Annotated in this window: 9 protein-coding genes; 2 read left to right on the top strand and 7 right to left on the bottom strand. The window is 65.9% G+C overall.

Annotated elements, in window-relative coordinates; genetic code table 11:
• The first annotated feature begins 2 nt into the window (after positions 1–2).
• Entirely contained in the window at positions 3–1,373 is a 1,371-nt protein-coding gene (locus QOZ81_RS09980) for a hypothetical protein (RefSeq protein WP_291207415.1), read from the top strand.
• A gap of 25 nt (positions 1,374–1,398) precedes the next feature.
• Here QOZ81_RS09980 and QOZ81_RS09975 read toward each other — a convergent pair whose 3' ends face one another.
• From QOZ81_RS09975 to QOZ81_RS09945, 7 genes are all read right to left on the bottom strand, one after another.
• On the bottom strand, positions 1,399–2,499 hold the full coding sequence (locus QOZ81_RS09975; RefSeq protein ID WP_291207418.1) for a DegT/DnrJ/EryC1/StrS family aminotransferase: 1,101 nt from the start codon (positions 2,497–2,499) through the stop codon (positions 1,399–1,401).
• Between the two features lies 1 nt (position 2,500).
• Positions 2,501–3,139 carry an acyltransferase gene (locus tag QOZ81_RS09970; protein ID WP_291207421.1) on the bottom strand — a complete coding sequence of 213 codons (639 nt, stop codon included), beginning with the start codon at positions 3,137–3,139 and terminating at the stop codon, positions 2,501–2,503.
• Positions 3,136–4,188 carry a Gfo/Idh/MocA family protein gene (locus tag QOZ81_RS09965; RefSeq protein ID WP_291207424.1) on the bottom strand — a complete coding sequence of 351 codons (1,053 nt, stop codon included), beginning with the start codon at positions 4,186–4,188 and terminating at the stop codon, positions 3,136–3,138. The genes QOZ81_RS09970 and QOZ81_RS09965 overlap by 4 nt, the downstream gene beginning before the upstream one ends.
• A gap of 68 nt (positions 4,189–4,256) precedes the next feature.
• Positions 4,257–6,473, bottom strand: coding sequence for a polysaccharide biosynthesis tyrosine autokinase (locus tag QOZ81_RS09960; RefSeq protein WP_291207427.1), 2,217 nt, complete (start codon positions 6,471–6,473; stop codon positions 4,257–4,259).
• Positions 6,470–6,925, bottom strand: a complete 456-nt coding sequence (locus tag QOZ81_RS09955) for a low molecular weight protein-tyrosine-phosphatase (protein ID WP_291207430.1) — start codon at positions 6,923–6,925, stop codon at positions 6,470–6,472. Before QOZ81_RS09955 ends, QOZ81_RS09960 begins: the two co-directional genes overlap by 4 nt.
• 54 nt (positions 6,926–6,979) lie before the next feature.
• The gene (locus tag QOZ81_RS09950; protein WP_291207433.1) at positions 6,980–8,164 is read right to left on the bottom strand and encodes a polysaccharide biosynthesis/export family protein; all 1,185 of its coding nucleotides are present in this window, start codon (positions 8,162–8,164) and stop codon (positions 6,980–6,982) included.
• 231 nt (positions 8,165–8,395) lie between these two features.
• The gene (locus QOZ81_RS09945; protein WP_291207436.1) at positions 8,396–9,949 is read right to left on the bottom strand and encodes a GNAT family N-acetyltransferase; all 1,554 of its coding nucleotides are present in this window, start codon (positions 9,947–9,949) and stop codon (positions 8,396–8,398) included.
• Between the two features lie 593 nt (positions 9,950–10,542).
• Here QOZ81_RS09945 and QOZ81_RS09940 point away from each other — a divergent pair.
• On the top strand, positions 10,543–12,255 hold the full coding sequence (locus QOZ81_RS09940) for a carbamoyltransferase C-terminal domain-containing protein (RefSeq protein WP_291207439.1): 1,713 nt from the start codon (positions 10,543–10,545) through the stop codon (positions 12,253–12,255).
• Position 12,256 lies beyond the last annotated feature (1 nt).

Genomic DNA, 12,256 nt, shown 5'->3' with positions numbered 1-12,256 from the left:
CCATGTCAAGCGCGGTGCTCGCAGGCTTCTTCCTGTCCCTCGTGATCATGTTCGTCTTCGCGATCCGGTTCCCGGCCCTGGCGATTCCCCTGGGCATCATGACCTACGCCTACAAGCAGATCGCCTCCCTGGCCGTGCCGACGTTCCAGACGAGGGGGCCCCTGTTCAACTACATGATGGCCGCGATGATCGCCGTCATTTACCTGTACAACATCATCGTCCGGAATCCGGGTGTGAACTGCTGGACGAAGAGCGGGAAGACCCTCCAGGTGCTGACCTGGGCGTTCCTGGGATTCTTCTGGATTTCCATCATGTGGTCTCCGTACTACGGAGCGGACTCGTGGCGCTTCCTCCCTTATTTCCTTGTCTACTTCGCCATGCTGCCGTCACTCACCGAAAGCCCCGAGCTCATGCTCCGGGCCTACATCGCCGTGTGGGCCCTGACGCTTCTCGCGACCCTGGGGCTCATGGTCTCCCCGGCCTTCCACCTGTCGCCGGACATCGGCCGCCTGGTCGTGCACTTCCAGGTCGGCCAGTACGATGAGGGCAATCCCCTGGCCATCGCGGACATGGGGGCCTACCTGATCATCCTGAGCACCTGCATCCTCTTGATGCAGACCACCCAGCGCGAGAACCGCGGACTGCCCAAGACCCTCTGGCTCCTGGCCGGCGCCACCGGCCTGGTCATGGGTCTATGGCTGACGTTCAACACGTCCCGAGGCGAGACCTTCACCGGCATCGCCTGCGCATGCGTGCTGGTCTCGCTGGTGAAGGGAAGGGACCTCGCCCAGTACGCCAAGTGGATGGTCTACCAGGTTGCATTCCTCGCCGCCCTGTCCGCCATCGTCTTCTTCAGCATCCTGCCGAAGAACAAGATCGCCGAGCTCTCCTGGAGGTACTCGGCCAGTTCCATGGCGGAGGCCTCCAACGATCGCATGGGCCTCAGCGCCAAGACCATCGAGATGGCGCTGTCCTCGCCCCGGAACCTCCTGGTCGGAATCGGCGCGCGGGGGTGCGAGAAGCGGCTGGGCATCTACCCGCACAACCACTTCGTGCAGGCCTTCGGCGAGACGGGCATCATCGGCTTCGGCATGCTCTGCCTCGCCTGCCTCCTCGCCTTCCGGTTCGGCTTCAGGACTCTGGCCCTGGCCAGGCAGCAGGCCCAGCAGCCGACGGTCATCTTCGCCGCCCTCATGCTCTCCCTCTTCATCTACCAGCTGATCGTGCTCAGCAAGAAAGGCAGCCTCACCTTCGTGGACACAGTCATGTGGCTCGGGATCGCCACCTTCGGTTTCGACCGCGCCCAGTTCATGCTCGAGCGGGCGCGCGACGCGCAGACATCCCCCGCTCTCGATGGATCGGAGCGCGGATGACCGGCACCGGGATCGGTGGCGGAAGCTAGCCCTTGAGCACGGCCACGACCCGTTCCACCAGGTCCAGCCCCATTCCCGGCCAGATGGGGAGGGACAGGATCTCATCCGCGGCCGTCTCGGTGACGGGCAGGTGGCCCTTGGCCAGCCCCAGGTGCTGGTAGGCCTTCTGCAGGTGGAGCGGCACCGGGTAGTGGATGCCGGCTTCGATGCCCGCGGCCTTGAGGTTCTCCAGCTTCCTGGCCCGGTCGGTCACGCGGACGACGTACAGGTGGAAGACGGGCAGGCAGTCCTCCTGGGTCGCCACGCGCCGGATGCCGAGCGGGGCCAGCAGGCTGTCGTACTGGGCGGCGATCCTGCGCCGGTCGGCGTTCCAGGCCTCCAGGCGGGGGAGCTTGACGTTCAGGACCGCGCCCTGGATGCCGTCCATGCGCGAGTTCCGTCCCACGAAATCATGGGTGTACTTGGTTGCCCGTCCGTGATTGCGCTTGCGGTGGATCCAGTCGGCCAGGTCGGCCCGGTTGGTCACGACGGCGCCGGCGTCGCCATAGGCACCGAGGTTCTTCCCGGGATAGAAGCTGAAGGTCGCGGCGTCACCCATGGAGCCGGCCCGCCGGCCTTTGTACTCTGCGCCATGGGCCTGGCAGGCGTCCTCCATGACCTTCAGGCCGTGCCTGCGGGCGATCAGCAGCAGCGGATCCATGTCCACGGTCTGGCCGTAGAGGTGCACGGGCACGATGGCCCGCGTCCGCGGCGTGATGGCGGCCTCGATCTTCGCGACGTCCATGAGCAGGCTGTCCTTCCGCACGTCCACGAAGACGGGCACGGCGCCCAGCTCGGAGATGGCCTCGGCCGTGGCGATGAACGTGTGGGAGACGGTGATGACCTCGTCGCCCCGACCGACCCCGAGCGCCTCCAGGGCCAGCACCCCGGCATCCGTGCCGTTCCCCATGGCGACGCAATGGCCCGCGCCGCAGAATGCGGCGAAGGCCTTCTCGAAGGCCTCCACCTGGGGGCCCAGGATGAAGCCGGTGGTATCGAGGACCGACTGGATCGCCGCGTCGATCTCGGGCTTGATGCCCTGGTATTGGCCCTTCAGATCGACCAGCGGGATGGTGGAGTCGGCCATGTCAGGCTCCTGGATAGACGGGTTCGTGGGTGTCGGGATAGCGGAGCTCCGAGGCCCTGCAGAGGGCGCGGGCCGGGTTGCCGGCCACGACCATGCCTTCGGGGACGTCCTTGGTGACGACGCTGCCGGCGCCCACCAGGGCATGCCGGCCAATGGTGACGCCCGGGAGCAGGGTGCAGTTGGCGCCGACCTTCGCGCCTTGGCAGATCCGGACGCCGGCCAGCAGTTCCTTCGTCCGGGGCGTCTGGGGGAACTTGGCATTCGTGATCACGACGTTGGGGCCGATCCAGCAGTCGTCCTCCAGGACAGAATGTTCTGGAATGAAGCAGTTGGAGTGGATCCGGACGCGGTCGCCGAGGGTGACGAGGAACTCCAGGACGGTCCCTGATCCGATGGAACAATCGTCGCCGATGGTGCACTGTTCGCGGACGAGGGTGCCGTGTCCACACTGGAACCGTGCGCCGATCCTGCTCCCCGCGTAGAGGACGGAGTGGGATCGGAGCACCGCGCCGGGACCGATGGCCAGCTCCAGCGAACCGGGCTGGGCCCCTTTCGGCGCCCGCCCGAGGATCACGAAGTCATCGATGGCCGCGCCCTCGCCGAGGAGGACATTGGGGAACTGGATGCAGGTCTCCGTCATCGGCCCCTCCCCAGCAGCACGGAATGGGGGACGAACCTGAGGAACACCTCATGGCCGGTGGCCGCGGATTCGTAGAGGGCGTTGATGATCTCCAGGGACTTCCTGCCTTCGAGGCCCGCCAGCATGGGATTCCGGCCGGTCTCCATGCATTCCAGCACCTCGTTGTAGAAGGCCTGGTGGCCGAGGCCGTACACATTGGGGACCGCCTGTGATGGATCCTCGGCGACCTCCTTCATCATCTCGGGATCGGAGAAGTTCCAGGTCTCCAGCTTGTTCACCGCGAAGCCCCCGATGACCACGGAGCCCTTCTCGCCGAGGACCGACAGGCTCCCCTCCAGGTCCTTCGGCCGGGACCCGGTCGTGGCCTCGATGACGCCGAGGGCCCCGCTCTTGAATCGCAGGATGGCCACGCCGGTATCCTCGGATTCGATCTTCACGAGCCGGGTCGCGGTATAGGCCTTGACGGACTCCACGGGACCCATCATCCACTGGAGCAGGTCGATGTGATGGCTCGCCTGGTTCGTGAATACCCCGCCATCGTCCCGCCAGGTCCCCCGCCAGGGATCCTGGTCGTAGTAGCTCTGGTCACGGCACCAGCGCACGCGGACCGTGCCCATGACCATCTTGCCGAAGGCGCCGCGATCCACCGCCTTCCTGAGCTTGACCACGGGCGGGTTGTACCGGTTCTGCTTGACGACGAAGAGACGGGTGGCATTCCGGTCGCAGGTCTCGATCAGCTCGTCGGCGTCCTCGAGGGTCAGGGCCATGGGCTTCTCGACGACCACGGCGGAGACGTGCGGAGCCAGGGCGATGGCCACCCGGGCGTGGGAACCGGATTCCGTCAGGATGGAGATGATGTCGGGCTTCTCGGCCTTCACCATCTCCATCGCATCGGTGTAGAAGGGCAGGCCGATCGGTCCGGCGGCCTTGCGGGCCCGCTCCTCGACGACGTCGCAGACCCCCACCAGGCGGATGCCGGGCGTCTGCGTCAGGACCTGGATGTGGCGGGCGGAGATCCGTCCGCATCCGACGAGTGCGATCGTTTTCATCAAGTCCTCCATTGGCGCGGGCGGGCGAAGGCGGGATCCGAAGGGGGCCTTGGGGCACCCGGTCGCGACTATTTCTTCAGATCATAGTTATAGATGTAATTATAGTGACGATAATTTCCACCCCATCCGACAGGCTTAATGTCATTAAAAATACAACCTTTAACACGAATGCCGTGGCTTTCAAAGCGCTTCTGGGCTGCCCGGAGCTCGTCGAGGGGATGTTGGCCGAACTTGGCAACCATGAGGACTGTCGCGGCGTGGGAACCGAGGATCGTGGCATCCGTGACGGGAAGCACGGGTGGGGCATCCACGATGATGTAGTCGTACTTTTTGGATACTTGCTCGAAGATGGATGCCAATCGCGGTGCCATCAGCAGGTCAGAGGGGTTCGGTGGGAGCAGGCCCGTGCTGACGAGGTCCAGGCCGTCGATCCCGCTGGCCTGGACCATGGTCTCCCACTCCTGCTGCCCGGACACCACGTTGGAGAATCCATTGAGCCGATTCTTCAGCCCGAAATACTTGTGAAGCTTCCCCCGCCGGAGATCGCCGTCGATCAGAAGCACGCTCGAGCCCGCCTGGGCGAGGACACAGGCGAAATTGGCGCTGATGAAGGATTTGCCGATCATCGGAGACGGGCCCGAGATGAGGATCACGGGGTTCGGGGCATCCTTCATGTAGAAGTTCAGCATCGTCCGCAGGCTGCGCAGGCTCTCCACCGCGAGGTCACCCGGGTCCAGGGCCGCGAGCAGGTGCAGGCCGCCGGTGCTCCGCTGGATGGTTTCGTCGTGGACGCGCTGGGCCTTGCTGTGCGGCACCGTGACGAAGACGGGAAGGCCGAGCTTGGTCTCGATGATCCGGTGGTCCTCGACCCCGCGGCGGATCGCCCGCCGGAGTATGGCCGAGCCGCTGCCGGCCGCCAAGCCCAGCAGCAGGGAGAGCAGCAGGATGACGTTCTTTTTCGGGGCGATGGGATCGAGGTTGACCGTGGCCCGGTCCACGACGACGACGTTGCCCATGTCGCCCGCGCTGGCGATCTGGAGCTGCTGCGCATTGTTGAGCAGCGCCGTGTACAGCTCGGTCGCGACCTGCACGTCCCGGGAGAGGCGCACCACCTCCTGCTGGAGGCCGGGCATCACGCGGACCTTCGAGTCGATGTGGGTCAGCTCCGCCTGGAGCTTGCCGATCTGCTGGTCGAGCGTGACCACCACGTCCGAGTTCTCTTTGTAGGTGCGGAGCAGCTCCTCCCGCTTCTGTTTCAGGGCCGAGACCTGGGAGGACAGGGAGGCGCTTTGCGAGAGGTAGACATCGGCCTCCCTGGACAGGTCGACGGAGCCGGACCGGCTCCGGAACTGGTTCAACCGGCTTTCGGCGGCTTCCACCTGGGCCTTCAGTTCGGGCATTTTCCCCTGCAGGATCGCCTGGGCCTTGGAAATCGTCCCCAGCCTCCGCTCCAGTTTGTGGCTGACGTACTGGTCCATGATCTGGTTCAGGATGACCGGGCACTTCGTCGGGTTCGGACCACGGAGCGTCAGCCCCAGGATGTTCGTGAGCTTGCCCCGTTCGGAGACGTCGAGGTCCTGCCGGAGCCCGTCGATGACATCCTGCATCGGCCTCGCCGAGAGGAGGAATTTCTGGCCCGGGTTCGCCACAAGCTCACGGACTTTGAGTTTCAGGGCCTCACCGGCGTAGGTCGCCTTGAGTTCCTCCCCCTGCCTTCCCTTTCCGAGGATGGTCCCGTCCGGGGCGCTCCATTGGAAGGCCCCGTCGGGGAGGGACGTGACGCGGAAGGCCACGCCGCGGATGGGCTTGGGAACCTCGAAGGACTCGATCTCGAGCCGGGCCGGGTTGGCCTTCCGGCGCTCCAGGGCCGCGCCGATCAGGGGCATCACCTCGGGCTCGGCCACCACGTCAAGGGCCAGGGCCTCGACGGTGCGTCCGAGGACGAGGTTGCTCCGGATGATCTCGATCTCCGCGGCGGCTTCGACCGGTTCCGAGAAGATGCTCTCCATCTTCGTGAACGCCGTGTCGGAGGACCGTTCCTTCTTGGCCTGGATCTGGAGCATGGCCTCGTTCTGGTAGAGGGGGGGCGCCCACCAGACGTAGAACAGTCCCGCCAAGAAGAAGATCGCCACCGACGCGAAGACGAGGGTCCGTCCCTCCCACAGGTCCGCCAGCCAGGGGAAGATCTCCGTGTCCTCCCCGTCTTCAGACAGCTTGGTCCGCCGGGGGAGGGGCTCTGGAGTCCCCGATGGGGAGCGCGGGTCCGATGGGTGGGAGGCGTTCATACCGACCTTTGCTTCGTCTTGAGCCGGGGTAGCCAGCCCGCCACGGATTGATGAATGAGTTCGAAGGCCCGCCGAGTGGCCTCGGGGCCCTGGAGGTAGGGGTCAGGGATCCCCGGCGGCGGGGTGGCGAGCCAATGCGCGAGCAGGAACACCCGCCCACGGGCACTCGGCACCAGGGCTTCACAGAGAGCCTTCTGCCCCTCGTCCATCACCAGGACCAGATCCGCGCCGAGGGCCATGTCGCTGGTCCACTGCCGCCCGCGGTGTCCGCCGATGTCGAGGCCGTTCTGAAGGGAGATGTTCATGGCCTCGGGATCCGGAGGCTGTCCTTCGAGCGCGTTGAGCCCGGCGGAGGCCACCCGGACCTCAGGACCCAGGGCGGCCTGGAGCAGGGCTTCGGCGATGGGACTGCGGCAGTGGTTGCCTTCACAAAGGACGAGAATGGATTTCAAGGGTCGCCTTGGATCGGGAAGGGAACGCAGGGGGAGGGGCTTGGAAGGTGGCCGTCAACGCCGGTTCCTGAAGTACCAGGCCTCTGCGGCGGCGAGGGTGGTGGTGGAGACGGCGGTCACGGTGGGCACCAGCGTGGTCATGACCCGGCTGAAGCGCGTGAGGGTGCCGGCATCCACGTAGACGATATCGCGAGGGCCCAGGATGAAGCGATCCGCCAGCACCATGGCCGTGGGGTTGCGCGCGTCCAGGTGGAAGACATCCACCGAGTTCACGGCGCTGCCCTGGCGGATCACGTAGATGGAACGCGCATCGGCGCTGTTCCCCTGGATGCCGCCTGATTCAGAGAGTGCCTGGGCCAGGGAGAGGCTTCCGTGGACCAGGGGCAGGGTTCCCGGCCTCGTGACCTCTCCCATCACATAGACGGGATTCTCCTTCCCGCTGGGCACGTAGAGCGAATCGCCATCCTTGAGGAGGATCTGGCCGAGCCGGTTTCCGGCGGCCATCAGGACCTGGAAGTTGAGGGTCCAGGACTGGTTTCCCCGCGTCAGGACCAGATGGCTGTCATCGGCGGTGGGCAGGAACCCACCGGCCCGGGCGATGGCCTCGGAAAGGGTGAGGGGGATGTCCGTGACGTTGTAGGCGGCGGGATTGCGCACCTCGCCGCCCACATACACCTTCTGGGAGCGGTAGGCCAGCACCTTGACGTCGGCCTGGGGCCGTTGAAGCACCTTCGCAAGCTGGGTGGTGATTCTGGCGCGCACCTCCGGGATGGTCGATCCGGCCACGGCCACGTGCCCGATGTACGGGAAGAAGATGGTGCCGTCATCGTCCACCACGGTCCCCGAGGCCGAATCCGTCCGGTACTGGCCCAGGGGAAGGGTGATCTCGGGATGGTCCCAGACCGTGACCAGGAGGACATCCTGGGCTCCCACGCGGTAGGAAGGCAGCTTCTCGACGAACAGGCCGTCGAGGGCCGGGGGCTGGGGCGCACGCTGGGTCGCCACCACGTCGGGCGTCATGGGACGGAGCGTCACCGCGAGGCCGGCGACCTCGGACCTCTCTGGCCGGCTCGGGTGGGAATTCAGCTTCATCCCAGGGGCGGTGCAGGCCGCCAGCAGCAGCGTCGCCGCGAGGGCGGCGCCCGCTTGGATTCGGCGGAGATGGGCCTGGACCCAGGGGCCGGACGCCGCCTGGGGGCATCCCAGGATCCACGGCGCGGTGTGATGTTCGCAGAACATGTTGGCCTCCGATGGAGCGAACAGCGTTGTTCGTGCATCACGAAAAGCAGCTGTGGTGAAGGTTATTTATCCCTATTTTCCAAATGAAATCCAGACAATTCGTCGTGATATCGAAGCTCGATCAAAATCTTGCATGGAGATCGCGAGGATGGCCCGAACACGCGCCACGGCTGCATCTGGCCGTCTCAAGAACCGCCCCCTCGGCCTCGAATTGTTTCGTATCGAAACAATTCAGTCCCTGAGGTCCAGCCTCAAGTAGACCAGGCGTCGAGTGCTCAGGGACGGCACCTCGACGAACCCCGCCTGTTCGTTCAGCCTCCGGGCCCGCTGGTTCTGCCTGCGGACGCCGGTGGAGATCGCCACCATGCCCCGCTCGCGGCAGACGCTGATGGAGGCTGCCTTCAGGGCCTTCCCGATGCCCTGGCCCTGGAAGGCCGGATCCACCCCGGTGAAGGCGATCTGGGCCACCTTCTCGGCCGAGCCCCCCAGCCGGTTGGCGAGGATCCCCCCCAGGCGCTGGAACAGCTCCAGGTCGAAGAGGGCCGAAGGATGTCGGAGGTAGCTCCTGAACATTTCCCGCCGGCAGGCCCACAGCATGGGCAGGTTGTAGGGGTGGTCCGAGAGCGTCGTGAATCCGACCAGCCGACCGCCCTGTCGTGCCACCAGCACGGAGGTGTCGGGCGAGGAGACGAACCATCGGTAGACCGCCATGAGGAAGGGCCTGCCCAGCCGTACGGGGATGTGCTCGTGCTTCGAAAAGCAGACGCCATGGAGATCCACCAGGGCATTGATGTCGAAGGGCGTGGCCGACGTCACCAGGATGTCCTTCAGCTTCCTGAAGCACTTCGAGGGCGGCAGGAACATGGACCGTTCCGCCAGGAGCCGTTCCGGCCAGGCCTGTTCCCCGATCGGCTTCCGGCCCTCGAGGTGGAACCTGAGCATGCCTTCCGCCTTGGCGATGTGGGGGTTCGAAGGGTCCTGCTGGAGCAGCTTCCGGGCGAACCGGTGCGCCATCGGGGTGGCGAACGGACGGATGAGCGGATTGAAGTCCACGCACTGGCGGACGAACTTGATCTGCAGGCCCATGCGGAACTTGAACTCATCCACATTGGCCGGCGCATCCAGGGACTGCACGGTGTAGAACAGGCTCTCGATGCCCTCGCGGCCAAGCAGCTCCTTGCTGACGGCGTAGAACAGGGCGTTGTTCACGTGGTTCCCCAGGAAGCGCCGGTGGCTCATGGCGAAGGGGACGGAGAAGATGGACTGCTGGCGCGCGACGATGACCGCGGCCGCGAGCTCGCCGTCGGAGGTGGCGGCCCAGGCTTCGAAGCCATCGAGATCGGAGGCCGACCGGCAGAGGCGTTCCCAGGTTTCGCGGGTCATGCTCCGGAGCCGCCCCTGCCGGTCAAGGGTGTCCTGCTGCAGAAGCCATCCCTCCGTGGCCAGCCGTTCGAAGGGGATCCGCTCGATCTGGAAGTGGTCCAGGCCGGTCTTCACGCCATTGCGGGCCTGGGCCTTCAGCTGGTCGAGGGAGTAGGGCTCGCGGAGGGTGATGTGATAGCTCGCCACGCCATGCGTGAACTCGAAGGGGGTCGAGTAGCGGACCGCGAGGATGCCGTGCCGCATCATCAGGGGGCGGATCTCCGAGGCGGAGGGGGTGATCACCCAATGGTAGGGAAAGGCCTGGAGCACGCCCGGGGCCGCGTTGTACCAGTAGCTGCTCTCGGTCCGCACGACGCGGTAGCCCTGGCGGCGCATCCACTCGGCGAAGACGTCCGCGTTCATCGGCCCTCCCTGCAAGGGCCTGCCACGGATCTCCACCTGCGCCATCCCCGGCCGTCGGGGCGACCAGCCGACTGGATCTCCCCGGGCCACCGGCCGACGGCGCGGGGCCCGGAGGACGGGGGGCCGGGGGACTGGCGGGAAGGCTGGCGCAAGGGGAATCCGCTGAGTCTGGACCGGGGTGTCCGATGAAGGGTGTCCATTCTTCCCGCCATACCACGGGGCCTGTCAACTCCAGGTTGGAGTCTCCGCTGGGCGGTAGTCCCCGGGGAAAGAATGGACCGGTCCCGGATTCCCGGCCCGGTTTGGTGGCCCAGGCCGGGATGAAGCCTGCCGGAGGCCTCGGAGGCGTGGGCCAGGGGTGGGCGGGCGTCGTCTTGGTTCATCCTGATTCTTTTACAGCAGACATCATTTCTGAGTGTAATTAATCGCGAAAAAACATCACTCTTCTCGCAATCCGCTGATGTCATCATAGCCATCCTCAGGCCGCTCCTTCCCAAAGTCCTTCGTCGCGATGAACCCCGCCTTCCTCAACCGCCGCGGAGACCGATCCCCCTCCGACCCAGCTGCAACTTCAGCCAACCGGGAGCCCAGGCATGTTGATCTGTGGAATCAATCCGAGCCATACAGCTTCCGCCGCGCTGCTGTGTGATGGTCGCCTTCTCGGCGCCCTGCAGGAGGAGCGCCCGACCCGGGAGAAGAACCGGCGCGGATTCCCGGAGCAGGCGATCGGCCGGCTGCTGGAGAGCCACGGGTTCTCCTGGCAGGAGGTCGACGCCTATGTCTTCGGAGGCTACGGATCCTACGCCGACACGACCTCCAGCAGCAACGAGGCGGCGAATCGCATCCGGGGCTACAAAGAGGCTGCGACGTTCGCCGGGCAGGTGAAGCGCCTGCTCCAGAAGACCCCGGTGCGCGGAATGGTCCACCGCTGGCGTCGCGAGCGCCAGATCGAGCGCCTCGTCGCGCATGGCGTGGACCGCAAGGCGGTCTTCACCATCGAGCATCACCGCTGCCATGCTGCCACGGCCCACTTCGGTCGGGGCGTGGACGAGGAGGCCCTGGTCATCACGGTCGATGGCGCGGGGGATTCGCTCTGTGCCACGGTCTCCCTGCCCGGGCCCGGAGGACGGCTGGAGCGGCTCGCCACCATCCACGAGGATGAATCCATCGGAAACCTCTGGGAGGTCATCACGGCCTACATGGGCATGGTGCCCATGGAACACGAGTACAAGCTCATGGGCATGGCGCCCTATGCCAGCGGCGACCGCGTGGAGAAGATCAAGCGGGTGTTCGCCAGCGCCTTCGAACTCACAGACGGTTCCTGGCGGCGGGCACCGGGCGTGCCCGACACGACCCACTCCTACGAGTACTGGCGCAAACGCCTGGAGTTCACCCGCTTCGACTACGTCTGCGCCGGACTCCAGAGCTTCACGGAGGAGTTCCTCACGGCGTGGGTGCGCGGCTGGCTGAAGAAGACAGGGCGCAGGAAGCTGCACCTCTCCGGCGGCGTCTTCATGAACGTGAAGCTGAACAAGGCCATCGGCGAACTGCCCGAGGTGGATGACCTGTTCGTGTTCCCCTCCTGCGGCGACGAGACCAACGCCCTGGGCGCCGCCTGGGCCCACCTTTCGGACCTCGGCCAGGCCGATACCATCCAACCCCTCGAATCGCTCTACCTCGGGCCCGAGCCCTCCGCAGCCGAGTATCAGGCGTCCGCCGACCGGGCCCATGCGCTGGGCTGGACCGTGGCGCGGCCGGAGGACCTGGAGGACGCCATCGCGGAGCTCCTGAGCCGCGGCCAGGTGGTGGCCCGCGCCCAGGGCCGCGAGGAGTTCGGCGCCCGCGCCCTGGGCAACCGCTCGATCCTGGCGGACCCGACTTCCCCCGAGGTGGTTCGCACCGTGAACAACGCCATCAAGTGTCGCGATTTTTGGATGCCTTTCGCGCCCTCGGTGATGGCCGAATGCGCCGACCGCTACATCCACAACCCCAAGGGCTTCACGGCCCCCTACATGATCCTGGCCTTCGACTCCCGGAACACGCAGGAGGTCAAGGCCGCCTGCCATCCCGAGGACGGGACCATCCGCCCCCAGGTGGTGACATCGGCGCAGAACCGCCCCTACCACCGCATCCTGGAACGGTTCCGGGAGAGGACGGGACGGGGGGCGATCATGAACACCTCCTTCAACATCCACGGCGAGCCCATCGTCTCCTCCCCGGCTGACGCCATCGACGTGATGCAGCGATCGGGCCTGCTCCACCTGGCCCTCGGTCCCTTCCTCATTTCCAAGCCCATCCCGAACTGAC

Source organism: Geothrix sp., from assembly GCF_030219325.1.
GTDB lineage: Bacteria > Acidobacteriota > Holophagae > Holophagales > Holophagaceae > Geothrix.
Note: the sequence above shows the minus strand (reverse complement) of the source record. Positions and strands in the feature narration are given on the sequence as shown.

What these genes read in the sequence shown, in the direction of transcription:
- QOZ81_RS09970 (WP_291207421.1), bottom strand. Translation starts at nt 3,139, where the DNA reads ATGACGGAGACCTGCATCCAGTTCCCCAATGTCCTCCTCGGCGAGGGC.
- QOZ81_RS09965 (WP_291207424.1), bottom strand. Translation starts at nt 4,188, where the DNA reads ATGAAAACGATCGCACTCGTCGGATGCGGACGGATCTCCGCCCGCCAC.
- QOZ81_RS09980 (WP_291207415.1), top strand. Translation starts at nt 3, where the DNA reads ATGTCAAGCGCGGTGCTCGCAGGCTTCTTCCTGTCCCTCGTGATCATG.
- QOZ81_RS09960 (WP_291207427.1), bottom strand. Translation starts at nt 6,473, where the DNA reads ATGAACGCCTCCCACCCATCGGACCCGCGCTCCCCATCGGGGACTCCA.
- QOZ81_RS09975 (WP_291207418.1), bottom strand. Translation starts at nt 2,499, where the DNA reads ATGGCCGACTCCACCATCCCGCTGGTCGATCTGAAGGGCCAATACCAG.
- QOZ81_RS09940 (WP_291207439.1), top strand. Translation starts at nt 10,543, where the DNA reads ATGTTGATCTGTGGAATCAATCCGAGCCATACAGCTTCCGCCGCGCTG.
- QOZ81_RS09950 (WP_291207433.1), bottom strand. Translation starts at nt 8,164, where the DNA reads ATGTTCTGCGAACATCACACCGCGCCGTGGATCCTGGGATGCCCCCAG.
- QOZ81_RS09945 (WP_291207436.1), bottom strand. Translation starts at nt 9,949, where the DNA reads ATGAACGCGGACGTCTTCGCCGAGTGGATGCGCCGCCAGGGCTACCGC.